This window comes from Streptomyces sp. LX-29, from assembly GCF_029541745.1.
Classification (GTDB): Bacteria; Actinomycetota; Actinomycetes; order Streptomycetales; family Streptomycetaceae; genus Streptomyces.
On the sequence record NZ_CP089746.1, the window covers coordinates 6,423,369 to 6,448,508 of the forward strand.

Genomic DNA, 25,140 nt, shown 5'->3' on the forward strand with positions numbered 1-25,140 from the left:
TGTGGGTTGGGGGGTGTTGTCATGGCTGAGATTTGGGGGGTTCGTGGTGTCGCGCGGCATGGGAACGGGCGCGCCGACGCCGCCGCCGTAACGCGGCATCGCGGCCCTGACTCACCCGCCGTCGCACTCAACACGCTAGCTCTGACCGGCGGTTGAGTCACTGGTCCAGACCAGATCTGTCGGATTCTTATGGCGGGGTTATGGATTGCTTGAGGCGGCCATCAGGCTGTCGCCGTGACACCGGTCGGTGGTGGCGGATTCGGGTGGCGTGGCAGGGTGGACACATGACCGGAACCCGTCCGCGCACGCCCGTCCTCCAGCTGATCGAGACCGTTGTCGACCCCGACAGCTGGCAATCCTGGGACGTGCCGGTCCAGGTCACCCCCGCCGACCCGGACTACCGAGCCGATCTGGAGCGGGCGCGCGAGCGCACCGGCCTCGACGAGTCGGTGATCACCGGCGAAGGGCGGCTGCGGGGACGCCGGGTGGCGGTCGTGGCCTGCGAGTTCGCCTTTCTGGCCGGGTCCATCGGGGTGGCCGCGGGGGAGCGGCTGGTGCGGGCCGTGGAGCGGGCCACCCGAGAGCGGCTGCCGTTGCTGGCCGCGCCCGCCTCGGGAGGCACCCGGATGCAGGAGGGCACCATCGCCTTCCTCCAGATGGTGAAGGTCGCCGCGGCGATCACCGAGCACAAGGCGGCCGGTCTGCCCTACCTCGTCTATCTGCGCCACCCCACCACCGGCGGAGTCCTCGCCTCCTGGGGCTCCCTCGGCCATGTCACCGCGGCCGAGCCGGGCGCCCTGATCGGCTTCCTGGGCCCGCGGGTCCACGAGGCCCTGTACGGCGAGGAGTTCCCGCCCGGCGTCCAACTCGCGGAGAACCTGCTGGCCAACGGTCTGGTCGACGCGGTGCTGCCCGCCGACGGACTCGCCACCGCGACCGCGCGTGCGCTGCGGGTGCTCTGCTCGGACGGCACGGACGCGGTCGACGACGACGGCGGTGTGGGCGGCGACGGCGGTGTGGGCGGCGACGGCGGTGTGGTCGGTGACGGCGGCGCGGGCGGCGGCGGCAACGTGGACGGTGACGGCGGTGGGGGCAGGGGAGTGGGCGCGGACGGCGAGACAGAGGCGGGCGTCGTCTCCGGTCCCGGCGCGACGGGGCCCGGCGCACCGTCCACCGCGGAGTCCATCCGGCGCTCCCGGCGTCCCGAACGCCCCGGTGTGGTGGAGCTGTTGCGGGTCGCGGCCCGGGACGTCACCCCGCTGAGCGGCACCGGCGCCGGCGAGCACGACCCGGGGCTGCTGCTCGCGCTGGCGCGGGTGGGCGGCGCCCCGTGCGTGGTCCTCGGGCACGACCGCGGCGACCACCCCGGCCAAGGCGTCGGGCAGGCCCTCGGCCCGGCCGGGCTGCGCACCGCCCGGCGCGGCATGCGGATCGCCGCCGAGCTCGGCCTGCCGCTGCTCACCGTGGTCGACACCGCGGGCGCGGCGCTCAGCAAGGAGGCCGAAGAGGGCGGCCTCGCGGGGGAGATCGCCCGTTGCCTGGCCGACATGGTGACGCTGCCGGCGCCGACGCTGTGCCTGCTGCTGGGCCAGGGCGCCGGCGGAGCCGCGCTCGCCCTGCTTCCCGCGGACCGCGTGGTGGCGGCCCGGCACGCCTGGCTGTCCCCGCTCCCCCCGGAGGGGGCCTCCGCGATCCTCTACCGCACCACGGACCGGGCCTACGAGGTCGCCGACCGCCAGGGGGTCAGCTCCGCGGATCTGCTCGCCCACGGCATCGTGGACCGCATCGTGGAGGAGACGGCGGAGGAGACGGCGGAGGAGACGGCGGAGGACAGGGGGGCCGAGGCCGCGGCGGACGCGTCGGCGGACGTCACTGTGACCGACGCGGCGGACCGCCCGCGCGCCTTCCTCACTCGTCTGGGTGAGGTCCTCGGCGCCGAACTCGCCGCCCTGCGCGCCCAGGACCGCACCGAGCGGCTCGCCGCCCGCCGCGCCCGGCACCGCGGCCTGGGGCTGCCGGGCTGAACCGCCGACGCCCCTCCGGCGCCGGCGCTCTCGGGGCCTCGACGCGGGGTGAGAGATGAAGCTCCCGCCCGGCGAGGCGAATTGAAACTTAGGCATGCCTAACCTAATGTCTCACCGTGCAAGAAACCGATCTTGACGCGAGACGGTCAGCTGACGCCGCCCCCACCCCCGGCGGCACCACCGGGGTGTAGCCCCGTACCGCCATCCGTACCGCGATCTGGCGCCGGGCCGCGCACCGCACACCACGGCGACGCCCCACGTCCAGACACTCCGGAACCGAACCCCTGAAAGGCACGCTCCCCGTGCGGCTTCACCTGCTGGCGCTCAACCCCACCGACTCCGTCACCCAGGGCTTCCTCCCCGCCGCGGCCCGGCTCGGGTTGGCCGTGACGTTGCTCACCGACCAGCCGGCCGCCCATGAGCTGGCCTACCGGCGCCATGCCGCGGCCGGCGGCGAGCTGCCCCCACTGACCGTCGTCCACTGCGACGTACGCGACGCCCGCGTGGTCATCAGCCACCTCTCCGCGGCCTCCGCGCGGGAGGGCAGACGGCCGGACGCCGTCTTCACCAACAGCGACCACCTCCAGGTCCAGGCGGCGCTCGCCGCGGAGTTCTTCGGGCTGCCGGGCAAGGACTGGCGGGCGGCGCTGCGCGCCAAGGACAAGGCGGAGCTGCGCCGGACCCTCACGGAGACCGGCGCGGACACCGTCTGGTCCGCGGAGCTCCTCCCCGGCGCGGACCCGGAGGAGCTGGCCGCGGCCGAGGTGCCGTACCCCTGTGTCGTCAAGCCGCGCGAGGGGGTGGCCAGCGAGGACGTGGTGCTGGTCGCGGACCGCGCGGAGCTCGTGGCGCGCTGCCGCGCCATCCAGGACCGACGCCCCGGACAGGCCCTGGTCGTCGAGGAGTTCCTGGACGGGCCGCTGCGGACCCTGGAGACCCTCGGCGACGGCACCATTCTGCACGCCCTCGCCGCCTTCCACACCGAACTCTCCCCGCCCCCTTACTTCCTGGAGGAGCGGCTCGAACTGCTCCCCGAACCGCCGCGGCCCCACACCGGCCAGGTGCTCGCCCAACTGCGGGCGCTCGGCGTCGGCTTCGGCGCCTGCCACACCGAGTACGTCGTCCAGAACGACCAGGCCCGGTTGATAGAGGTCAACTACCGGGCCATCGGCGACCAGTGCGACCTGATGCTGGCCGAGCTGCTCGACATACCGCTGTTCGCGCACATCCTCCGCACCCACCTGGGCGAGCCGCTCCCCGCCGACCTCGGGGCGCGCACCGACGGCAGGGCGCGCATGGAGTACGTCATGGCCGACCGCGCCGGCCGGCTCGTCGCCGCGCCCCCCGCGAGCGTGCGCGTCGTCGACGGCGTACGGCTGGACTACCGCCCGCTGCGGGAGATCGGCGAGGAACACCCGCGCTACCACACCAACCGCGACTTCCTCGGCGTGCTGCGCGCCACCGGCACCGACCAGGGGCGCATCGACGAGGCGGTGGCCGGCTTCCTCGCCGCCCACCGCTGGGAGATCGCGTCATGAGGGCCGAGGCCGACCCGACGGCCGACACCGACCCGACGGCCGACACCGACCCGACGGCCGACACCGACCCTCAGACGCCGCCCGCGCCCGCGCGGCCCACGCCCACGTCCTCACCCGCCGCGCCAGCGCGGCCCACGCCCACGCCCGCCGCGCCCGCGCGGCTCAACGGCGCGCCCCCGGCCACCGGCGCGGCCACCCCCGCCGACCCCGCCGAAGCCGGCCTCCTCCAGCGCGTCCTCAGCACCCTGCTCCGGGAGGACGCCTACGGGCTGCGCGCCCGCGCCCGCGCGCTGCGCCGCCCGGACGGCGACTGGCTGCGCACCCCGCTGCGCGGAGCCGGACACCTGCTGCTGCCGGTCGGGCCCGACGGCTTCCAGGGCGATCTCGCCGTCCGTCGCCCGCTGTTGGAGTACGAGCCGCCGCCCGGCGGCATGGCGCCCACCACCCACACCACGCTCGACGGGGCGCTGGCCCGGCTCAAGCAGGCCGTCGCGCCCGAGGACCACGGCCGCTACGACACCTTCGTCGCCGAGTGCCGCCGGGAGCTGGAGTCGGCGCGGGTGCTGGGCCGGGTGCGCCCCGGGGTGCTCGCCCGGCTGGCCGGCCAGTACGGCGAGCGGCCGGCCGAACAGTGGGCGGGGCCGTCCGGCGCCGTCGCCTACGACACCCTCGCCGCCTTCCGTGGCCACCCGGTCCACCCCACCGGCCGCGCCCGCTCCGGCCTCTCGGCGGAGCAGATCCGCACCCACGCCGCCGAGTTCCACCCCGCCTTCGCGCTGCGCTGGCTCGCCCTGCCGCGCGAGGCCGTCACCGGGGACCCTGCCCAGCTGCCCGCGTGGTGGCCGTCGCCAGGGGCGCTGGGGCTGCCGCCCTTCCTGGACCACAGCCACCTCGCCCTCCCGGTCCACCCGCTGACCGCCGGGCGGGCGCTGGCCGCCGCGCGCCGCGCCTGCGGACCGTACGAGGCCCACCTGGCCGAGCGCCCCTGGCTGGACGTACGGCCGACGCTGTCGATGCGGACGGTCGCCGTCGCCGCCGATCCCACGGTGCACCTCAAACTGCCGCTGGCCACCGCCACCCTGGGCGCACGCAACCGGCGCTCCATCAAGCCCGGCACGCTCACCGACGGGGCGGTGGCGCAGCGGCTGCTGGAGGCGGTGCTCGCCCGCGAACCCCGGCTGGCCGCGACCGTGCTGCTCGCCGACGAGACCACCCACCTCCACGCCGACCAGGAGTTCCTGGCCGCGCTCATACGTCGACAGCCCACCGGACTCGGCCACTGCCAGGTGGTGCCCATAGCCGCGCTGCTGGCCCGCACCCCGAGCGGGGCGCTGGTCGCCGACGCGCTCGCCGACCGCTTCTACGGCGGAGACCTGACCGCGTTCCTCGACGCCTACCTGACCGTCCTGTTCGACGTCCACACCACGCTCTTCGGCTACGGCATCGCGCTGGAGTCGCACCAGCAGAACACCTCCCTGGTGGTGGACGCCCCGGACGGGCGCCCCCGACTGCGGCTGCTGATCAAGGACCACGACGGACCGCGGGTCTTCGCCGTACGACTGGCCGGCGTGCTCGGCGGAGCGGCCGCCGCCGACCTGTGCGGGTTCGACGACCGCAGGATCCTCACCCGCGGCGACGGGCCGGTCGCCGACGTCTTCACCACCATCACCGTGCACCTGTGCGCCGCCGCGCTCGCCTTCGAACTCGCCGCGCTGGGCCGGCTGCCGCTCGACCCGCTGCTGCGGCTGCTGCGTACCCGGCTCGCCGAGGCCGTCCACCGGCTGGACGGCACCGCGCCCGGCGCGCCCGGGGCCGTGCTGCGCGCCAGGGTGCTGGACGCCCGCCGGCTGCCGGTCAAGGCGATGGTCACCGCGGGCACCCTCTACACCAAGGAGCGCTCCCGCGCCGCCGACATCAACAAGCACTACACCAGCGGGCCGAACTACCTGCTGCGTGGACGCCCCCGGTGACCCTCGCCCGCCGGCCGGCGCCGCAGCCCGGCCCGCCGCCACCCGCCACCCGCTCCCCCCGCCGTACCGCACCCGTCGGAGCCGCCGCATGCCCCCGTCCCGAACCGTCGTGGCCCACCCCGACCACGTCGTCGCCCACACCCTCCTCAACTGCCTGCTCCGCGAGGTCTCGACACCCGAGCGCCACACCACCGTCGTCGACGGCCGGCTGCTGCTGCGGCTGCCGCACAGCGACACGGTGCTGCGGGTCGCGCTGCGTCGCACCTCGCTGATCGGCGCGCACCGGTTCAACGGGCCGGTCACCGAGCGGCGCGACGCCGGCTGGGCCGAGCTCGGCTGGCGGGAGCTGGCCGAACGGATCGACCGGGAGCTGCGGCTGCGCACCGGCGCCGCCAACGACGAGTTCCTGGAGCAGGTCGCCGCCAGCCACGCCGGGGTCAGCGCCGCGCTGGACCTGGCGGACCGCCCGGCGGCCGACGACGCGCCCGACGACCCGTATCTGGAGTCGGAGCAGTCGCTGGCCTTCGGACACCGCTTCCACCCCACCCCCAAGGCGCGCACCGGCAGCGCCGGGCAGTGGCGGCGCTTCGCCCCCGAGGCCCGGGCCCGCTTCCCGCTGCACCACCTGGCGGTGCGGCGGGAGCTGGTGCGGGAGGAGACGGCGCGGGCCGGCGCGCTGGCCGCCCTCGATCGGCAGCGGACCGTCCCCGACGGCTACCGACTACTGCCCGCGCACCCCTGGCAGTACGCCATGCTGCGCGACCACCCCGCGCTGCGCGCCGCGCAGGCCCGCGGCGATGTGCTCGACCTCGGCCCCGGCGGCGGCGACTTCGCGCCCACCGCCTCCGTCCGCACCCTCTACGACGGTCGCGACTTCCTCAAGTTCAGCCTCAACGTGCGGATCACCAACTGCCTGCGCAAGAACGCCGACTACGAGCTGTCCGGCGCGGTGGCGCTGACCCGGCTGCTGGAGCCGGTCGCCCACGACCTCGCCGCCCGCTTCGACGGCTGCGAACTGCTGCGCGAACCCGGCTACCGCACGCTCGACCTGGGGGAGCGCTCTCTCACCGAGGGGCTCGGCGTCATCGTGCGGGAGGGGCTGGCCGCCCGGCTGCGCCCCGGCCTCACCGGGCTGCTGGCGGCCGCGGTCGCCGACGAGTACCCGACCGGGCGCGCCCAGGTGTCCCGGCTGCTCGACGGCGCCGGACCCGAGGAGACGCTCGCCTGGTGGGAGGCGTACCTCGCGCTGCTGGTGCCGCCCGTGCTGGCCGCCTACCTCGACCACGGCGTGGTCCTCGAACCGCACCTGCAGAACGTGGTGGTCGGCGTCGACGGTGCCGGGCTGCCGCGCCAGGTGCTCTTCCGCGACCTGGAGGGCACCAAGCTGCTGCCCGACCGGCACGCGGACGTGCTCGCCGCGCTCCCCACCGCCGTGGCCCGCCCGCTCACCTACGACCGCGAGCGCGGCTGGGACCGGGTCGTCTACTGCCTGATCGTCAACCACCTCGCCGAGCTGCTGGCCGCGCTCGCCGACCGGCAGCCGCGGCTGGAGCCCGCGCTGTGGTCCGCGCTGCGCCGGGTGCTGGCCGCCCGCGCCGCCGCCCACGGCCGCCCACCCGCCCTGGCCGCGCTGCTGGCCGGGGCGCCGCTGCCGGCCAAGGCCAATCTCCTCACCCGCTGGGGCCGCAAGGCCGACCGCGACGCCGGATACGTCCGCATCGCCAACCCCCTGGCGGCCGACCTGCTCTCCGAAGCCGCCCGTTCCGCGGCCCCGCGGCCCGCGCCGGCGCTGCTCACCGCCCGATCCGACCCCTGGAGCGCCCAGTGATCACCGAACCGGTCGCCGCCCTCGCCGACACCCTCGCCGACGACTCCCTGCCGGCCTACGTCTACGACCTGACCCGGCTGGCCGAGCACGCCCGGGCCGTACGGGAGGCGCTGCCGCCCTCCGTCGAGCTGTACTACGCGGCCAAGGCCAACGCCGCCCCGCAGATCCTGCGCGCCCTCGCCCCGTACGTCTCCGGCTACGAGGTCTCCTCCGGCGGCGAGCTGTCCCATGTCCACGGTGCCGTGCCGGAGCTCCCGCTGGCCTTCGGCGGCCCCGGCAAGACCGAGGCCGAGCTGCGCCGGGCGCTCGACGTCGGGGTGCACCGCTTCCACGTGGAGAGCGCCTCCGAACTGCGGCTGCTGGCGGAGCTGGCGGCCGATCGCGGACGCGTCGTGGAGGTGCTGCTGCGCGTCAACCTGCCCGCGGGGGAGGGCGAGCTGGGCGGCGCCGCCCTCGCCATGGGAGGCCGGCCCAGCCCGTTCGGACTGGACCCCGACGGGATCGTCGACTGCCTGCCGCTGCTCGCCGAGGCCGCCCCGGCGCTGCGGCTGCGCGGCGTCCACGCCCATCTGGCGAGCGGACTGGACGCCGCCGCCCAACTCGCCGTGGCCGCCCGGATCACCGGCTGGGCGCGGGAGCTGTCCGAGCGGCACGGCCTGGCGCTGACGGAGGTCAACGTCGGCGGCGGCATGGCCGTCGACTACGGCCGGCCCGGGGACCGCTTCGACTGGGCGGCCTACGGCGCCGGTCTGGCCGAACTGTGTGCCGCGCACCCCGAGCTGACCCTGCGGATCGAGCCGGGCCGCGCGCTGACCGCCTACTGCGGCTGGTACGTCACCGACGTGCTGGACCTCAAGCACAGCGGCGGCGAGGCGTTCGCGGTGCTGCGCGGCGGCACCCACCACATGCGGACCCCCGCCGCCAAGCAGCACGACCACCCCTTCACCGTGCTCCCGCGGGAGGCGTGGTCCCGGCCCTGGCCGCGCCCCGAGGCGCACGACGAGCCGGTGACCCTCGCCGGCCAGCTGTGCACCCCCAAGGACGTGCTGGCCGGCCGCATCCCGCTGCCCCGGCTGCGCGCCGGCGACCGGGTGGCCTTCGCCCTGGCCGGCGCGTACGCCTGGAACATCTCGCACCACGACTTCCTGATGCACCCGGCGCCGGGCTTCTACTTCCTCGGCTAGCCCCTCGGGCGGTCCGCCGCACTCGCCCCCTCGGGCCGGTCGCCGGACCCGCCCCCTCGGGCCGGCCCTTCCCGCGTCGGTCCTCACCGCCTGGCCGCCCCGCTCCGGCGGCCGCCCCGAACCCGCCGGGGCGGCCGCCCGCGTCAGGCCGCCGACCTGCATTCCCCCGTGCCGCAGGTCGGCGGCCGCCCTCGGAGCAGACGCTCCACGACGGGCAAGAACGACTTTGCCTCATGGTCCGGGGCTAAACCTTGAAGAAACCTTGTGAGTGTGCAGGCGCGTCCTCCACAGGGTGCGAGAGGATCGCGTTGAGCGAAGCGGGAGGGCGCGCGATGGAGTTCCGGATCCTCGGCCCGGTGGAGGCGTTCGCCGACGGCGGGCAGGTCGGACTCGGCCATGCCAAACAGCGGAGCGTCCTGGCCGTGCTGCTCCTGGAGGCCAACCGCGTGGTCTCCGTCGACCAGCTCATCGACCGGGTGTGGAGCGAGGACCCGCCCGGCGCGGTGCGCAACGTGCTGTACGGCTATGTGGCCCGGCTGCGCGCGGTGTTGCGCACCGGTGGCGCGGAGCGGGCCGGGGTGCGGTTGGCCCGGCGCTCGGGCGGCTACGTCCTGGAGACCGACCCGCAGACCGTCGACGTGCACCGCTTCCGCGCCCTGGTCGCCGAGGCGAGGAGAGCCGGCGGGGACGACACCCGTGCCGCCGCGCTGCTCCGCGAGGCGCTCGGACTGTGGCGCGGAGAGGCCCTGGTGGGCCTCTCCGGCGACTGGCTGGACGCCACCCGCGAACAGCTGGGGGCCGAGCACCTCGCCGCGCTGCTGGCCCGCAACGACGTGGAGCTGCGGCTGGGACACCACGGCGAGCTCCTCGCCGAGCTGCGGGCCCTGGTCACCGCGCACCCCCTGGACGAGCGGGTGGTCCGGCAGTTGATGGTGGCGCTGTACCGCTGCGAGCGGCAGGCCGAGGCGCTGGAGGCGTACGAGCGCACCCGTGAGCGGCTCGCCGAGGGCCTCGGCGTCGACCCCGGGCCCGAGCTGCGCTCGCTGCACCAGCGGATCCTCCGCAACGACCTGGCCCCGGCCGGTGCCGCGGTCGCCCCGGCCCCGGCCGCCGTTCGGCCGCGCGAGCCCGGCGGCACCGCCCGGCTCATCCCCGCCGAACTGCCGCGCATGGTCCCCGGGTTCAGCGGCCGCGCCGCCGATCTGGCCACGCTGGACTCCCTGGCGCGGTGCTACGGGGGCGACGGCCCCGGCACGCTCGACCCGGGAGCGGTGGTGATCTCCGCCATCGCCGGCACCGCGGGCGTCGGCAAGACGGCGCTGGCCGTCCACTGGGGGCACCGGGTGCGCGACCGCTTCCCCGACGGCCAGCTCTACGTCGACCTGCGCGGCTTCGACCGCGACCGGGAGCCGCTCAGCCCCCGTGCCGCGCTGGCGCAGCTGCTCTGCGGCCTCGGGCTGACCTCGCAGGAGATCCCCGCGGACGAGGAGGAGCAGATCCGCCGCTACCGCTCGCTGCTGGTCGACCGTCAGATGCTGATCGTGCTCGACGACGCGGCCAACGCCGAGCAGGTGCGGCCGCTGCTGCCCGGCGGCCGGTCCTGCTTCGTCGTGGTGACCAGCCGCAACCGGTTGCGCGGACTGGTCGCCCGGGACGGCGCCCACCCGCTCAGGCTGGACGTCCTCGCCGTCGGCGAGGCGCACGACCTGCTGACGGCGGTGCTCGGCCGGGCCCGGGTGGCCGCCGAGCCCGACGCGGCGGCCGAGCTGGCGCGGCTGTGCGGCTACCTCCCGCTCGCCCTCCGGGTGGCCGCGGCGCAACTGGTGTGCGAGCCGGACCGGGACATCGCCGATCTGGCCGCCGAGCTCGCCGAGGGCAGCCGGCTCGCGGTGCTCGAGCTGGAGGACGACGAGCCCTCGGCGGTCCGCGCCGCCTTCGAGCTGTCCTACCGCGCGCTCAGCCCCGAGGCCCGGCTGCTGTTCCGCCGGCTCGGGCTGGTGCCCGGGCTGGAGTTCGCCGCGGGCGCCGCGGCCGCCCTGCTGGACGGCACCGAGCGCGAGGCAGCCCGGCTGCTCCGCCACCTGGCCACCGCCCATCTCATCGAGTCCCACGGCGAGGACCGCTACGGCTTCCACGACCTGCTGCGCGAATACGCCTGCGAGCTGTGCGCCGCGGTCGAGCGCGAGGAGGACCTGACCGCGGCCCGGGACCGGCTCTACGCCTGGTACCTCCTCGGCGCCGACGCCGCGGGGGACCTGCTGTACCCGCAGGTCCCCCGGCTGCCGCGACAGGTGCCGGGAGCGGCGGGCTCGGCGGCCCCGGAGGGGACGGCCTCGGCCGGCTCGGCGGCCCCGGAGAGAACGGCCCCGGGCGGTCCGGCGGGTGCGAGGGGGGCGGCCGCCGCGGGATCGCCCCCGGACGCGGCGGAGGACGCCGGCCGGTCCGGCCCGTACTTCGCCCCCGACACCCCCGTGCTCGCCATCCCCCCGGTCCGCGACCCCGTCGTCTTCGCCGACGAACGGGAGGCGATCGAATGGCTGGCGGGGGAGCGTTCCCATCTGCTCGCCGTCGCGGAACGGGCGGCCAAGGAGGGCCCGCACGCGGTCTCCTGGCACCTGGCGGACTCCCTCTTCGCCTACTTCTGGCTGAGCCTGCCCCGCGACTCCTGGCAGGCCATCTCCCAGGCCGCGATGGACGCGGCGGCGTCCGTCGGGGACCGCAGGGGGGAGGCCGCCATGTGCAGCAACGTCGGGGTCGCGCTGCGGGAGGTGGGCCAGGTCGGCGCCGCCGCCTCCTACCTGCGTCGCGCGCTGGAGCTGCACCGCGCGATCGGCTGGCCCATCGGCGAGGCGCGGGCGCTGGCCGGCCTGGGGCACGTGGCCTGGGAACAGGCCCGGCTCGACGACGCCCTGGCCCACCACTCGCAGGCCGTGGGGATGCTGCGCGAGCACGGCCAGTGGGGCGGCGAGGCGCTGGCGCTGGTCGGTGTCGGCCTGATCCACCGCGACATGGGCCGGCTCGACCTGGCCATCGAGCACCTGGAGACGGCGCTCCAGATCAGCCGGGACTGCGGGGTGCGCTACGAGACCAACCACCTGGACACCCTCGGCATCGCCTACTGGGAGGCGGGTCGGCTCCGGGAGGCGCTCAAGGTGCTGGACGAGGCGCTGGCCGTCAACGACGCGGTCGGCTACCACAACGGGCGCGCGGTGGCGCTGGTGTTCCGGGGACGGGTGCACGTCGAGCTCGGGCGGCACGACGAGGGACGGGCGCAGGGCGAGCGCGCGCTGCGGCTGGCCCTGGACACCGGGCACCGCAGGATCCAGGCCGACGCCCTCAACACCATCGGCGAGGCCCATCGCGGCCTGGGGCGCGCCGACCTCGCCGCGGCGGCCCACGCCCGTGCCCTCGCCGCCGCGCGCGCGGCGCAGAACCTGCGCGCGGTCGCGGACAGCGTGCTCGCGCTCGCCGTCACCGGACGGCTGCTGCGCCGCTACGACGAGGCCGAGACCCGGGTACGCGAAGCCCTGGCCATGGCCCGCCGCAGCGGCTTCCGGGTCGTCGAGGGCCAGGCGCTCACCGAGAGCGCCGAGCTGCACGCCGCCCTCGGTGAGCACGAACGCGCCCGCGCCGCCGCCGAGGAGGCGCTCACCGTCCACCGCGAGACCGGTCACCTCCTCGGCGAGGCCCGTACCCTGGCGGCCCTCAGCCGCGCGCTCCGCGCCCTCGGCGACTCCCCGGAGGCGGATTCCGCCTGGCGGCGGGCCCGCCGGATCGTGGCCGAGACGGGCGCCCGGCAGCTCGACGCCTGAGAGCCCCGAAGGGGGAACTTCCCGGCTCCGTCGCGCGTTGCGGCGGACGACCTGTTCGTTTGATATGTGACACGACGGTGGCGCCGTCGTCGGGAGAAGTGAGCAACCCATGGCCATGGTGGGCCTGTTCTGGATCGTCGAGGGCGACGTGTACGTGGGCGCGAAGCCGTCCGGTCTGGCTCCCGGGGTGCGCCTGACCCCCGAGGGCGTGGTGGCCCTCGGCGACGGACAGGACGGCCTCTACCTGTGGGAGGACGTGAACGCCCTGACGGTGGACGGCGTCCCCGTGAAGTCCCTGAAGCGGCAGGCCGGCGCGGTCAAGGACCTGGTCCTGGGCACGGTGATGAGCCTGACGCTGTCCGTGGACATGGGGGGCGAGGCCCCGCCGTTGATGACGGTGTCCGTGGGAACACCCGACGGCGACCACGAGTTGGCCGCCTACGTGGCCGCGGCCAACGGCTACTCCCCGACGGAGGTCGACCTGTCCCGCGCCCTCCTGGCCCGCCTCACGGAGGGCGCCGCGACGATGGCGACGACGCTGGCGGCGATGTCGGAGTGGGGCCGCGCCTGGGAGGGAGGCACGCCCCGGGCGGCGGAGCGGGAGGCGCTGTTGCGGGAGTGGGTGGGCTAGCGTCCCCGATCGCGCCCTGCTGGACCAACGGTCCTCGGACCGGGGCCCCGGGCGCGCGGGGCGGCGCACACCGCGGCCCGGGGCGGGAGACGCGGGTTCCAGGGGAGCGGGGCCGGCGGGCCCCTCGTCAGCCCGCCAGCTCCCGTACGTACCGCCACTCGGTGGCCGCGAGCTGGTAGCCGAACCACCGGTTGATGGCGAGCATGGGCGCGTTCTCACCGTCGTTGCCGGTGAAGGCGAGCGCACAGCCGGCGGCGCGGGCGCGGCGGAGGGAGTCGTGCTTGGCCAGCTTGGCGAGCCCGCGGCCCCGGAAGGCGCGCAGGGTGCCGGTCATGCCGGACCAGTAGCGGCCGTGGCCGTCGGTGTGGGCGACGCTGTAGGCGGCGACGGCGCCGTCGACCAGGGCGACGGAGGTCAGTTCGCGGTCGAGGGCGGGGTGTTCCCAGGTGTGGGCGAGCCACTGCGCGTAGGGGACCGGTCGTTCGGACACGTCGCCCGGCTCGTCGGCGGTGCAGGCGATGTCCGCCTCGTACAGCGGCCGCGGGTCGGCGGCGAAGTCGGCCGCGGTGCGCAGCTCGACGCCCGGGGCCCCGGCCGCCTCCGGAAGCGGGGGCAGCGGCGTTCGGGCCAGGTCGAGGCGTTGGACGCGGGAGGAGCGGCCGCGCGCGTAGCCGCGGCGCTCGGCGAAGGTGACCGCGTGGCGCTCGTCCAGCGTCCAGACGAAGACCTTCGCGGCGCCGAGCCCGGCCAGGTACTCCTCGGCGGCGGTCACCAGCGCCGAGCCCGCGCCGCGGCCGCGCTCCTCGGCGTGCACGGTGGTGTCGGCGTAGGCCAGCCCCGGCTCCTCGCTGTCGGAGTAGAGCCCGGTCTCGGTCGATCCGACCACGCGCCCGTCCCGCTCGACCACCAGCAGCCGGTGGTGCCGCGCCGCGGGCGCACGGGCCACCTCCCAGGCGATCGTCCGCGCGGTGGTCACCAGATAGGGGAAGGCGGAGCGTCGCGCCGCGGCGACGGACTCGGCGTCCGAGGGGCGGAATTCACGCACGTTCAGCGTCATGGAGCCGCAGGCTACGCGCAGTTCGGGGCGGCGGCGCGGGATTTTCGAGGGGCCCGGTGATGGCCGGAAGATTTCGATTGCCCCAGGCTATAGATGCTGTATGCACGTAAATGCGCGTACGGTGATCGCCGCGGCTCGTCGCCGGGCGCGACGAGCCCACGGGACCCCTGTCCACCGGAGCTGAGGAGGGCCGCGACATGTGCGGAATCACCGGATGGATCGCCTACGAACAGGACCTGAGCCGCGAACGCGGCACCCTCGACGCGATGACCGCCACCATGACCTGCCGCGGCCCGGACGCGGGCGGCGTCTGGCTGGACACCCATGCCGCCCTCGGCCACCGTCGGCTGGCGGTGATAGACATCGAGGGCGGCGCCCAGCCGATGACCGTCGCCCGCGGCGGCGAGACGGCGCTCGTCATCACCTACAGCGGCGAGGTCTACAACCACCGCGAACTGCGAGCCGAACTCGAGTCGCGCGGCCACGTCTTCCGCACCCGCAGCGACACCGAGGTGGTGCTCCACGCCTACCTGGAGTGGGGCGCGGACTTCACCAGCCGGCTCAACGGCATGTACGCCTTCGCGCTGTGGGACCCACGCGAGGAGGAACTCCTCCTGGTCCGCGACCGCATGGGCATCAAGCCGCTCTACTACCACCCGACGGCGGACGGCGTGCTCTTCGGCTCCGAGCCCAAGGCGCTCCTCGCCCACCCGGCCGTGCGCCCCGCCGTCGACACCGAGGGCCTCGCCGAGCTCCTCGCCTTCACCAAGACCCCCGGCCACGCCGTCTACAAGGGCATGTACGAGGTGCGGCCCGGGCACACCGTGCGGGTCCGCCGCCAGGGCCTGACCGTCCACCGCTACTGGGCCCTGGAGGCCGCGGACCACACCGACGACCTCGACACCACCGTGCGCCGGGTGCGCGAACTGCTCGACGACATCGTCGCCCGCCAACTGATCGCGGACGTCCCGCTGTGCACCCTGCTCTCGGGCGGCCTGGACTCCTCGGCCATCACCGCGCTCGCCGCCGGCCGGCTGGCCGCCGAGGGGCGCGGACCGGTGCGCTCCTTCTCCGTGGACTTCCTCGGCCACGCCGAGCACTTCCGCCCGGACGACCTCCGCGCCACCCCCGACGGGCCCTACGCCCACGCCCTCGCCGAGCATGTGCGCTCCGACCACCGCGACATCGTGCTGGACACCACCACCCTGCTGGACCCCGACCACCGCGCCGCCGTCCTCTCCTCCCGCGACCTCCCGGTCGGCTTCGGCGACGGCGACACCTCCCTCTACCTGCTCTTCAAGGCCATTCGCGAACAGTCGACCGTCGCCCTGTCCGGCGAGTCCGCCGACGAGGTCTTCGGCGGCTACCGCTCCTTCCACGACCCCAAGACCGTGTGGGCCGACACCTTCCCCTGGATCGCCGACGGCGTGGACGCCGCCTTCGCCGGCGGCGGCGGAACCCGACAGGCGCTCCTGGACCGCGGGCTGCTGGCCAAGCTCGACCTCACCGGCTACCGGGACGACCGCTACCGCGAGGCGCTCGCCGAGGTGCCCCACCGCGCGGGCGAGACCCGCCTGGAACGGCGCATGCGGGAGATCTGCTACCTCCACCTGACCCGCTTCGTCCAGGTGCTGCTGGACCGCAAGGACCGCGCCAGCATGGCCGTCGGGCTGGAGGTGCGGGTGCCGTTCTGCGACCACCGGCTGGTCGGTTACGTCTTCAACACGCCCTGGGCGATGAAGACCTTCGACGGCCGCGAGAAGTCGCTGCTGCGGGCCGCCACCCGCGATGTGCTGCCGGCGGCCGTCGCCGACCGGGTCAAGAGCCCCTACCCGTCCACCCAGGACCCGCGCTACGCGCTCGCCCTGCGCGACGAGCTGCGACGACTGCTCGCCGACCCGGACGCGCCGGTGCGCCCGCTGCTCGACGCCGGGGCGCTCGCCGAGGCCCAGGCGGATCCCACCGGCGGCGGCTTCCGGGCCGGCACCGAACTCGTCCTCGCCCTCGACGCCTGGCTGCGTCAGTACCGGACCGCGCTCGAGCTATAGCAGACAATGGGTGCGACAAAGTCGTCTCACCCTGGGAGTCCCACCGTGGCCCTACGGATCTCCGTCGACCCCGAGTCCGCGACCGCCCCGTTCGAGCAGCTCCGCGCGCAGATCGCCGAGCAGGCACGGGCCGGCGTCCTCCCCGTGGGCTACAAGCTCCCGACCGTACGCGGCTTCGCCGAGGAACTCGGCCTCGCCGCGAACACCGTCGCCAAGGCGTACCGCGCCCTGGAGGCGGACGGCGTCATCGAGACCCGCGGCCGCAACGGCACCTTCGTGGCGGCCGCGGGCGACGCCGCCCGGCGCGAGGCCGCCGCCGCGGCCGCCGGCTACGCCCAGCGGGCCCGGCGGCTCGGCCTGGACCGAGCCGCCGCGCAAGCCGCCGTCGAGGACGCCCTGCGAGCCGCCTACGGAGAGGAGTGAATACGCCCATCGGGCTACCATCCTGAACCCATGACTGCCATGAACCCCCTGACCAGCAGCAGGAAAGCGCTCGTACGACGGCCCAGCCCGCGGCTGGCCGAAGGGCTCGTCACCCACATCGACCGCAAGCCGGTCGACGCCGCCCTGGCGCTGCGCCAGTGGGAGGAGTACGTCGCCACCCTCGGCGCCCACGGCTGGGAGACGGTCGAGGTGCCCGCGGCCGACGACTGCCCGGACGGCGTCTTCATCGAGGACACCATGGTCGTCTACCGGAACGTGGCGCTCATCGCCCGGCCCGGCGCCGACTCCCGACGCCCGGAGACCGAGGCCGCCGAGGCGACCGTGGCCGCGCTGGGCTGCTCCCTCAACCGCGTCCGCGAGCCGGGCACCCTCGACGGCGGTGACGTCCTCAAGATCGGGGACACCCTCTACGTCGGCCGCGGCGGCCGCACCGACGGCGAGGGCGTGCGGCAGCTCCGCGCCGTCTTCGAACCGCTGGGCGCCCGCGTGGTCGCCGTCCCGGTCAGCAGGGTGCTGCATCTGAAGTCCGCGGTCACCGCGCTGCCGGACGGCACCGTCATCGGCTACCCGCCGCTGGTCGACGACCCGCGGGCCTTCCCCCGCTTCCTCTCCGTGCCCGAGGAGTCCGGCTCCCATGTGGTGCTGCTGGGCGGCGGCCGGCTGCTGATGGCCGCCAGCGCCCCGCGCAGCGCCGAGCTCTTCGCGGACCTCGGTTACACGCCGGTGCCCGTGGACATCAGCGAGTTCGAGAAGATGGAAGGCTGCGTGACCTGCCTGTCCGTGCGGCTCCGCGGCCTGTACGCCTGAGCGCTCCGCGGGAGGCGCCGCGAGGGGCCTGCGAGGGGCCGTCGTTCGCCCGCGGGCCCGTCGCGGCTGCTCGCGCGGTCCCGCACGCCCGGGGTCCAGACCCGTAGGCCGCGGCTCAGACCCGTACGCCCGCGGTCTCCAGGCTCGTACGCCCGGCGCCCACCGGCAGTCGGGCGCGCGTCACAGATACAGCCCCGCGTCCGCCCCGGGCGCGGGGCCCGGCACCGAGGCCGGCCCGGTGCCCCGGCGCAGCGCGAACAGCTCGGCCAGCGTCGCCCCGTCCCGCCCGACGCCCTCCTCGGTGCCCAGCCAGCCCACCGCCTCCGCGCGGGTCAGCCGGCCCACCTCGATTCGCGCCAGGCAGCGGCCCGGCCGCACCACCGCCGGGTGCAGCCGCTCCAGGTCCTCGTTGGTGGTCACCCCCACCAGCACCTTCCGGCCCTGCCCGAGCAGCCCGTCCGTCAGGTTCAGCAGCCGGGACAGCGCCTGGCCCGCCAGATGCCGGGCGTCGCCGCGCATCAGCTCGTCGCAGTCCTCCAGCAGCAACAGCCGCCAGCGCCCGCCGCCGCCCGGCCCGTCCTCCTCGCCGATGGCGATGTCCATCAGATAGCCCAGGTCGCTGAAGAGCCGCTCCGGGTCCAGCACGCAGTCCACCTGGCACCAGTCCTGCCAGGAGCGGGCCAGCGTGCGCAGCGCCGAGGTCTTGCCGGTCCCCGGCGGGCCGTGCAGCAGCAACAGCCGCCCGGCGATGTCGCCGGGGGACACCTTCATCACCCCGTCCAGCGCCTCCGCCACGGGCGCCGTGTAGTTGCCGCGGATCTCCTGCCAGGTGCCGGCCGAGATGCGGCGGGTGGTGCGGTGCGGCAGCCCGCGTCGCGGCGAGAAGTACCAGAAGCCCATCGTCACATCGTCCGGCTGCGGCTCCGGCTCGTCCTCCGCGCCCTCCACCGCCTCGCCCAGCACCCGCTCGGCGAGCTCCGCCGCCACCGCCGTCACCGTGACATCGGCGCCCTGGTTCCAGCGCGACACCAGCAGCGTCCAGCCCTCGCCCTCCGCCAGCGTCGCGCTGCGGTCCTCGTCGCGGACCGAGCGCAGCACGGTGGCACCCCGGGGCAGCAGCGTGGCGCCCGATCTGACCCGGTCGATGGAGCGGCTGTGGGCGTACGGCTGCTCGCCGGTGGCGAACCGCCCGAGGAACAGGGCGTCGACGACGTCCGAAGGCGAGTCGTTGTCGTCGATGTTCAGCCGGATCGGCAGGGCCTTCTCGGCCTCGGAAGGGGCGCGCATGCAGCCATGATCTGCCAACTGCCGCTCTCGCGTACATGTTTTTACGGGGGTACGTGGTGCGAAGCCCCCGGAAATACGGGCGATCACGGATACTCTTACGCGTTGTGGGACGACACGGTGGGGGACATTCGATGTTGTTCAGAGCAGGACGGTGGCGGCTCACCACACTGCTCGGCGCGGTCGTGGTCGCTCTGGCCCTGCTGCTCACCACGTGCGCGGGCTGGCCGGGCGGCGACGCCAAGGGGACCACGGCCGAAGCCCCGGCGCCCACGGGCCCGACCACGGACCCGCCGGTGCCCCCCGGGCCCTCGCCGCGATCACCCGGCGGCCCGGCCAGCCCGGAGCTGGGCTGGGGGTTCACCCACACCCAGTACAGCGCCGACCAGGGCGCGTCGGACGCCAGACGTCGGGCCGACACCCTGCTCTCCGCCCAGCCCATGCCGCAGAACCAGCACATCATGGGCTGGGGCGCCGACAACCCCGAGCCCTCCCCGGACCGTTACGACTTCCGGGAGCTGGACCGGCGCGTCGCCCTGATGCGAGCCACCGACGCCACCCCGGTGCTCACCCTGTGCTGCGCCCCCGACTGGATGAAGGGCGGGCAGGCGGGCCGCACCGACTGGTCGCAGCGGGCGCTGGAGACCGCCCCCGACCCGGAGCACTACGCCGACTTCGCGCAGCTCGCCGGCGAGATCGCCCACCGCTACCCGGACGTTCGGCACTTCATCGTGTGGAACGAGTTCAAGGGCTTCTACGACGACGAGAAGCGGCGCTGGAACTACGAGGGGTACACCGAGCTGTACAACCTCGTCTACGCGGAGCTGAAGAAGGCGAACCGGGACAACCTCGTCGGCGGCCCCTACGTGGTCGCCGACAGCGACCCACCCGACGAGGAGGGCGGCTCCGACGAGGTCCGCGGCCTGTGGGGCGCGCTCGACCAGCGCTCCGCCGACGCCATCCGCTACTGGAACGAACACAAGACGGGCGCGGACTTCGTCGTCGTCGACGGCTCCAGCTACACCCGCGAGGACGACGAGCTGATCCCCGACGAGTTCGCCGCCACCGAGAAGTTCGCCTCCGTCACCCGCTGGCTGAGCCGCACCACCGGGCTGCCGGTGTGGTGGGCCGAGTGGTACGTCGAGCCGCCCGCCGACGACGGCAGCGGACGCGTGGGCGGCCGGGACGGCTGGAGCGAGCGGCACCGCACCGCGGTACAGGCCACCGCCATGATGCGGCTGGCCGGCGGCGGCGCGGCCACCGCCTTCTACTGGAACCCGCAGGAGACCGGCTCCGACTGCCCCGGATGCCTGTGGAACAGCACCGAACTGCGCGACGGCGGCGAGCAGTTGCCGATGATGGGGCTGCTGCGGCGGTTCGCCCGCGCGTTCCCGCCCGGTACCGACTTCCGCCCCGTCACGGTCACCACCGGGGACGCCGCCCGCATCGAGGTCCTCGCCGACGACGCCGTCGTCCTGGTCGTCAACACCGAGGACCGCCGGGTCGGCGCGACGGTCGACGGGCAGGAGCTGGACCTCTCCCCGTACGAGGTGCGCTGGCTGAGCCGGTGAGGGGAGGGGAGGGCCGTGGGTGGGTGCGGGTCGGTGGGTGGGGCGGGTCCGGTCCGGGGCGCCTTCGGGGCAGCATGATTTACGGGCCTTACCCGTACCGCGAGGGGTCTCCCTCTTTGCCCACACATCACGCGTCAGCGCCCCGAAGACACCCCTCCCCGTCCCCTTCCGCCGTCAGCAGCCCGGCCCCCGCGCGGTCGACCGTCGGCAGTCGCTTACAGCGCCCGGAGGCGAACCGAGCCCTGAGACTCACGACAGCGTGATGAACCTTTGTGCCAGCGACGCCAGTAGCAGCGCCAGCAGGGGCAGCGCGAACCAGTACAGGCCCTGCAGCCAGCGGAGCTGGCGCACGCTGGGGGGGAGGGCCACGCGCAGCACCTCACGGGCCGTCAGCAGGACGCACAGGGCCAGTGCGGCGAGCGCGGCCGCCACCGACCAGGGGGTCCAGGTGATCAGCGGGCCGGCGGGACCCGGGTCGGCGCGCTCCACGGGGCCGCGGGGCGGGTTCCGCAGCTCGTACACCGCGGCGTCGTCGTTGGCCAGCACTCGGCGCAGCTCGGACCGCCCGTCCAGGGTTCGTCGCAGCCGCTCCATCCAGTCGGTGGCGTAGCCCGAGTCGAACTCCAGGTAGACCGACTGGCCGCGGTTCACCATCAGATACGACCGCGGGCCCGCCTCGCGCAGCGCCTCCACCAGCGGATCGACCCGTCCGGGGTCGCGCGGGGCGAGGGTGGGCACATAGCCGACCTTCTCCATGTCGCGCGCGCCCCAGGGCATCGCCGGGGTGACGTTGACGGCCGGGTCGTCGCTCATCCACAGCACCCGCGCGGTCGGCTCGTCGTGCGCGTAGACGTACTCCATCGCCGCGACCTCGCCGGGCCGCACCCGCTCGAAAGGCTCGTTGCCCCACCGCGCCACCAGGAAGCCGCCGAACAGCACCAGGCCCGCCAGCAGCGCGCACAGCGGGCCGGTGCCCCGGCGCGTCGCGGCCGTGCGGGGGAACAGCGCCAGGGCCCCCAGGGCGCAGGCGCCCGGGAGGGCGAACATGAAGACCCGCAGCGCCATCTCGCCGCCGTAGGACTGCATGCCGAAACCCAGGAACGGCACGAAGGTCAGCACGAGGAGCGACCGCTCCGTGAAGCCCGCGGCGCGCCGCCGCAGCAGGCCGAGGCAGGCGAAGGCGAGCACCCCGCCGGCCAGCGCGACCCGCGTGTACAGCACCAGCTTGTGGGTCTCGCTGCCACCTTCGATCCGGCCGGAGACGGAGGAGGACACATTGCCGCCGACCCCGCCGACCCCGCCGAACAGTTCGTCGAAGTGGCCCGACCAGTACGGCTCGGCGAACAGCCCCACCCAGGCCACCACCAGCACCCCGCACAGCAAGGGCAGCCCGCGCAGCGTGGAGCGGCGCAGCAGGACCAGGGCGGTCGCCACGCCCAGCATCACGAACGGGGTCAGCTGGTGCGCCGCCACCGACGCCGTGAACAGCGCCAGCAGCAGCGCCAGCAGCGCCACCCGCTGGCCGCGCGTGGACTCGCCGACCTCCGCCTCGCCAGGCCGCCGCTTGCCGGGCAGCTCCCGCGGCTCCCGGAACCAGACCAGCAGCACGGCGACGAAGACCAGGTAGAAGAGGTAGGTGAAGCCCTGCGGGGAGAAGTAGTCCTGGCCCACCCAGGCGCACAGCGCGAACAGCCACACCGCCGTCCACTTGGCCCGCCAGCTCGCCCGCACGGCTCGCATCAGCAGCATCAGCGGCGCCAGGTAGAGCAGTTGGATGAGCGTCGGCCACCAGCGCAGCACCTCGCCGACGTCCTCGATCCCGCACGCCTGGGCCACGAACTGCGCCGCCGCGAAGAATCCCGGCCAGCTCCAACGCGCGTCCAGGTCCGGCACCGCGTCGCCGGTGCGCGCGATGTAGTCCATGAAACCGACGTGTTGCCAGGCGGTCGCGAACCGCGGCTCGGCCTCCAGCACGGCGGGTACGGCGTGCAGCGAGAGGACGGTGGCCAGCAGCGTCACCGTCAGCAGGGCCGGGCGCGGCCGGTCCAGCCACAGCGCGGACACGAAGGCCAGCACCAGCAGCCCGGCCCCGAGCAGCGTCGCCGCGGGCAGGACGGAGACCAGCCCCAGTCCGCCCATGGCGTCCAGCGCGCTCTCCCGCAGCCGCAGCAGCGGCAGCCAGTACAGCGTCAGCGCCGCGACCAGCAGCAGCCAGATCCCGGTCTCGGGCCAGCGGGCGGGGCGGGCGCCGGGCGGCCGGACGTCGGGCTCGTCGGGCCGCCGCTCGGGCGCCTCCCCCTCGGCCGGCTCGGGCCGGCGCCGCCCGGCCTCGGCGGCCGTGGACGGCCCCGGCTCGCGCTCGCGGCGGTCGGCCGCGGTGCGCCGCCCCTCGGTGAGGGGCGGGCCGTCCGGGGCGCTCCGGAAGTGGCCGTTGGCCGGCGGCACGCCGTCCGTGCGGGGCAGTCCGGGCGGCACCGAGGACTCGCCGCTCGGCGCGGACCGGCCGTCGGCCGGCGCGGAGAGCTCCCGCGGGGGCCCCGTCCGCTCGATCGGCGGCGGGCCGCCGTACGGGTCGGGCCGCCGCTCGGGGTGGTCGAAGTCGGCCCGCACGCCCAGCGGCAGGGTGTCGGAGTCCAGCGCCGCGCGGAGCGCCCAGCGGGTGCCGAAGCGCTGTTCGGCGCGGCCGCGCAGCGGCGAGCGGAGCGCGGCCCCGCGGTCGCCGTACACCGCCAGGTCCGCCAGGTCCCCGTCCGGCGCGGTGGCCGCCCCCCGCACCTTCGCGGCCCGGGACGACGGGCGCGCCGAGCCCTGGGCCGCGGTACCCGAGGGCGCCCCGACCGGCGTACGGGACGGCGTGGCGGACGCGGCGCCACCGCCCTCGGCGAGCATGCGACGCAGCCGGACCGCCGCGATCGCGGCGATCACCGTCAGGCTGCTCACCTCCGCGACACCGGCGCCGGTGAGCCCCATCCGCGGCAGCAGCAGCAGCGTCAGCCCCAGCACCAGCACGCACAGCAGGCCCTGGAGATAGGCCAGCCCGGAGGTGCGGCTGTGCGCCCGGAGCACCGCGAAGTACACCTCGATGACCACCCGCAGCAGGGCGCCCACCGCCAGCCAGCGCAGCAGCCAGGTGGCCTCCTCGGCGTAGCCCGCCCCGAACACCCCCAGGATCTGCGGGGCGAAGACGAACAGGACCACGCAGGCCGGGACCATGATCCGGGCCATCCGACGGAGCGCCGCCTTACAGTTCTCCGCCAGCCGGGCCGGGTCGTGCGAACCCTCCACGGTCAGTGAGGCGCCCATGTTGATGGCGAGCAGATTGGTGGTGCCGCCGATGGTGGTGGTGATGTAGAAGTACGCGTTGTCGGTGGAGCTGACCTGCGAGGCGACGATGACCGGCACCAGGTAGACCGCGGCCAGCGAGAAGAGCGACCCCGTGTAGTCACCGGCCAGGAAGCGGCCCATCTCGCGCGCGGTGGCGGGCCTGGCCTTGCCCTCGGTCGCCGCGACGTGGCGCGGCACCAGCCGCCGGAAGACCAGCCAGCCCAGCGGCAGCACGGAGACCCCGATGGCCGCCACCCAGGAGACGAAGACCCCCACGGTCGGGATCGCCGCGGCCAGCCCGACCAGCAGCACCAGTTTCACCGCCGAGAAGACGGTGTTCCCCACCGGCACCCAGAAGGCGCTGCGCAGTCCGGTCAGCACCCCGTCCTGGAGGGTGAGCAGCGACCAGGCGACCACGGCCACGAGGAAGAACGCGCCGTGCAGCGGCCCGTGCAGAAAGCGGTAGGAGGGCCCCCACATGTCGAGGGTCAACAGGAAGACCGCCGCCGCGCAGGTGACGACCAGCGAACTGGCGGCGTAGGTGCGGAACACCAGCCGGCCCGTCGCGCGTCCGGCCACCGGGATGAAGCGGGCCAGCGCCCCGGTCAGGGTGACCGCCGTCAGCCCGGCCAGGAACTTCATCGCGGCGATGGCCGCCGAGCCCTGGCCGACCGCGGACTCCTCGTAGTACCGGGCCGCGGCCAGCCAGTAGCCCAGTCCCAGGACCGCGGAGATGCCCGTGTTGAGCATCAGCGCGTAGGCGTTGCGGAACAGGGGGTCCCGCCCGCCCCGCGCCGTGGCCGGCTTGTCGGCCGTCCGCTCCTCGGTCCGGGTGGTCGTGTCGGACACAGGCTCAGTGCACCTTCCGTAGGACTTGGCGTGATCGGCGGATCAGGGCGTAGCTCTTGGTCAGCGCCCGGTCCTTGGCGAAGGTGCGGCCGATCGCGCGGCCCTCGACGAGCCGCTCGAACTCCTCGATCCGGGTGCTGCGCCGCACGGTGACCCGGCGCAGTGCGTAGGGTCCCTGGTGCGGTGCGGCGAGCGCGTTGCCCACCGCGAGGGATATCTGGAAGCCGGCGGAGCGCACCGCCTGCCGCACCCGGCGGCTCGAGTAGCCGTAGGGATAGGCGAACGACCCCGGTGGGCCGCCGAGCTCCTTGGTGAGGATCTCCCGGCAGCGCACCAGCTCGAACCAGAGCCGCTCGGCCGGCAACTGGTCCAGTTGCGGATGGGTGTGGCTGTGCCCGCCGATCTCCACCCCGGCGCCGGCGAGCTCGCGCACCTGCTCCCAGCAGAGCATGAGGTCGAGCGCGCCCCCCGTCTCGTACGGCCCGCGCAGCCAGCCGGTGGCGATGAACAGGGTGGCCGGGAAGGAGTACCGGTCCAGGACGGGGAGGGCGTGCCGGTGCACGCCCTCGTAGCCGTCGTCGAAGGTGATCAGGACCGGGCGGGGTGGCAGCGGCGGGCCGCCGCGCCAGGCCACCCCGAGCCGCTCACAGGTGACCGGGGTGTACCCGCGCTCGTCGAGCAGGGCCATCTGCTCGGCGAACGCGCCCGGCGCGACGGACAGGCCGTGTGTGGCTCGGGCGGGGGAGTGGGCCACGGCGTGGTACATCAG

At 75.0% G+C, this 25,140-nt stretch carries 15 protein-coding genes; 11 read left to right on the plus strand and 4 right to left on the minus strand.

The features are described from left to right. Nucleotides 1-284 precede the first annotated feature (284 nt). The 7 genes from LRS74_RS27085 to LRS74_RS27115 all read left to right on the plus strand — a co-directional run bounded on the left by LRS74_RS27085 (nucleotide 285) and on the right by LRS74_RS27115 (nucleotide 12,987). Nucleotides 285-2,024: a carboxyl transferase domain-containing protein gene (locus LRS74_RS27085; RefSeq protein WP_277743436.1), complete on the plus strand. Its 1,740-nt coding sequence runs from the start codon at nucleotides 285-287 to the stop codon at nucleotides 2,022-2,024. A gap of 302 nt (nucleotides 2,025-2,326) precedes the next feature. Then, complete coding sequence (locus tag LRS74_RS27090) at nucleotides 2,327-3,562, plus strand: ATP-grasp domain-containing protein (protein ID WP_277743437.1); 1,236 nt, start codon at nucleotides 2,327-2,329, stop codon at nucleotides 3,560-3,562. Beyond that, nucleotides 3,559-5,532, plus strand: coding sequence for an IucA/IucC family protein (locus LRS74_RS27095; protein ID WP_277743438.1), 1,974 nt, complete (start codon nucleotides 3,559-3,561; stop codon nucleotides 5,530-5,532). Before LRS74_RS27090 ends, LRS74_RS27095 begins: the two co-directional genes overlap by 4 nt. Nucleotides 5,533-5,620: 88 nt before the next feature. Continuing rightward, nucleotides 5,621-7,360, plus strand: coding sequence for an IucA/IucC family protein (locus tag LRS74_RS27100; protein WP_277743439.1), 1,740 nt, complete (start codon nucleotides 5,621-5,623; stop codon nucleotides 7,358-7,360). Continuing rightward, a complete protein-coding gene (locus tag LRS74_RS27105; RefSeq protein ID WP_277743440.1) occupies nucleotides 7,357-8,544 on the plus strand; it encodes a type III PLP-dependent enzyme in 1,188 nt (395 codons plus the stop codon). Before LRS74_RS27100 ends, LRS74_RS27105 begins: the two co-directional genes overlap by 4 nt. 332 nt (nucleotides 8,545-8,876) lie before the next feature. Next, nucleotides 8,877-12,356 (plus strand): BTAD domain-containing putative transcriptional regulator, encoded by a 3,480-nt coding sequence (locus LRS74_RS27110; protein ID WP_277743441.1) that lies wholly within the window; start codon nucleotides 8,877-8,879, stop codon nucleotides 12,354-12,356. Between the two features lie 109 nt (nucleotides 12,357-12,465). Then, complete coding sequence (locus LRS74_RS27115; RefSeq protein ID WP_277743442.1) at nucleotides 12,466-12,987, plus strand: hypothetical protein; 522 nt, start codon at nucleotides 12,466-12,468, stop codon at nucleotides 12,985-12,987. 127 nt (nucleotides 12,988-13,114) lie between these two features. Here LRS74_RS27115 and LRS74_RS27120 read toward each other — a convergent pair whose 3' ends face one another. Beyond that, nucleotides 13,115-14,044, minus strand: a complete 930-nt coding sequence (locus LRS74_RS27120) for a GNAT family N-acetyltransferase (RefSeq protein WP_277743443.1) — start codon at nucleotides 14,042-14,044, stop codon at nucleotides 13,115-13,117. Nucleotides 14,045-14,241: 197 nt separating this feature from the next. Here LRS74_RS27120 and asnB point away from each other — a divergent pair, with 197 nt between their 5' ends. The 3 genes from asnB to ddaH are packed head-to-tail and all read left to right on the plus strand — an operon-like array spanning nucleotide 14,242 to nucleotide 17,343. Beyond that, nucleotides 14,242-16,092 (plus strand): asparagine synthase (glutamine-hydrolyzing), encoded by a 1,851-nt coding sequence (gene asnB / locus LRS74_RS27125; protein WP_277743444.1) that lies wholly within the window; start codon nucleotides 14,242-14,244, stop codon nucleotides 16,090-16,092. A gap of 45 nt (nucleotides 16,093-16,137) precedes the next feature. Beyond that, complete coding sequence (locus LRS74_RS27130) at nucleotides 16,138-16,515, plus strand: GntR family transcriptional regulator (protein ID WP_277743446.1); 378 nt, start codon at nucleotides 16,138-16,140, stop codon at nucleotides 16,513-16,515. Between the two features lie 39 nt (nucleotides 16,516-16,554). Continuing rightward, nucleotides 16,555-17,343 carry a dimethylargininase gene (gene ddaH, locus LRS74_RS27135; RefSeq protein WP_277744964.1) on the plus strand — a complete coding sequence of 263 codons (789 nt, stop codon included), beginning with the start codon at nucleotides 16,555-16,557 and terminating at the stop codon, nucleotides 17,341-17,343. A gap of 180 nt (nucleotides 17,344-17,523) precedes the next feature. Here ddaH and LRS74_RS27140 read toward each other — a convergent pair whose 3' ends face one another. Continuing rightward, nucleotides 17,524-18,630: a DUF5925 domain-containing protein gene (locus tag LRS74_RS27140; protein WP_277743447.1), complete on the minus strand. Its 1,107-nt coding sequence runs from the start codon at nucleotides 18,628-18,630 to the stop codon at nucleotides 17,524-17,526. Nucleotides 18,631-18,761: 131 nt separating this feature from the next. Between LRS74_RS27140 and LRS74_RS27145 the strand changes: the two genes are divergently transcribed. Then, nucleotides 18,762-20,198: a xylan 1,4-beta-xylosidase gene (locus LRS74_RS27145; RefSeq protein ID WP_277743448.1), complete on the plus strand. Its 1,437-nt coding sequence runs from the start codon at nucleotides 18,762-18,764 to the stop codon at nucleotides 20,196-20,198. 249 nt (nucleotides 20,199-20,447) lie between these two features. Here the strand turns inward: LRS74_RS27145 and LRS74_RS27150 are convergent, their stop codons facing one another. After that, nucleotides 20,448-24,272: a polysaccharide biosynthesis C-terminal domain-containing protein gene (locus LRS74_RS27150; RefSeq protein WP_277744965.1), complete on the minus strand. Its 3,825-nt coding sequence runs from the start codon at nucleotides 24,270-24,272 to the stop codon at nucleotides 20,448-20,450. Between the two features lie 103 nt (nucleotides 24,273-24,375). Then, nucleotides 24,376-25,137, minus strand: a complete 762-nt coding sequence (locus LRS74_RS27155) for a polysaccharide deacetylase family protein (RefSeq protein ID WP_277744966.1) — start codon at nucleotides 25,135-25,137, stop codon at nucleotides 24,376-24,378. Between the last annotated feature and the right edge of the window lie 3 nt (nucleotides 25,138-25,140).

Excerpts from the sequence above, each read along its gene's own strand:
- LRS74_RS27095 (WP_277743438.1), top strand. The coding sequence starts at position 3,559 with ATGAGGGCCGAGGCCGACCCGACGGCCGACACCGACCCGACGGCCGAC.
- LRS74_RS27085 (WP_277743436.1), top strand. The coding sequence starts at position 285 with ATGACCGGAACCCGTCCGCGCACGCCCGTCCTCCAGCTGATCGAGACC.
- LRS74_RS27110 (WP_277743441.1), top strand. The coding sequence starts at position 8,877 with ATGGAGTTCCGGATCCTCGGCCCGGTGGAGGCGTTCGCCGACGGCGGG.
- ddaH (WP_277744964.1), top strand. The coding sequence starts at position 16,555 with ATGAACCCCCTGACCAGCAGCAGGAAAGCGCTCGTACGACGGCCCAGC.
- LRS74_RS27140 (WP_277743447.1), bottom strand. The coding sequence starts at position 18,630 with ATGCGCGCCCCTTCCGAGGCCGAGAAGGCCCTGCCGATCCGGCTGAAC.
- LRS74_RS27120 (WP_277743443.1), bottom strand. The coding sequence starts at position 14,044 with ATGACGCTGAACGTGCGTGAATTCCGCCCCTCGGACGCCGAGTCCGTC.
- asnB (WP_277743444.1), top strand. The coding sequence starts at position 14,242 with ATGTGCGGAATCACCGGATGGATCGCCTACGAACAGGACCTGAGCCGC.
- LRS74_RS27150 (WP_277744965.1), bottom strand. The coding sequence starts at position 24,272 with ATGCTCAACACGGGCATCTCCGCGGTCCTGGGACTGGGCTACTGGCTG.
- LRS74_RS27145 (WP_277743448.1), top strand. The coding sequence starts at position 18,762 with ATGTTGTTCAGAGCAGGACGGTGGCGGCTCACCACACTGCTCGGCGCG.
- LRS74_RS27155 (WP_277744966.1), bottom strand. The coding sequence starts at position 25,137 with ATGTACCACGCCGTGGCCCACTCCCCCGCCCGAGCCACACACGGCCTG.
- LRS74_RS27115 (WP_277743442.1), top strand. The coding sequence starts at position 12,466 with ATGGCCATGGTGGGCCTGTTCTGGATCGTCGAGGGCGACGTGTACGTG.
- LRS74_RS27100 (WP_277743439.1), top strand. The coding sequence starts at position 5,621 with ATGCCCCCGTCCCGAACCGTCGTGGCCCACCCCGACCACGTCGTCGCC.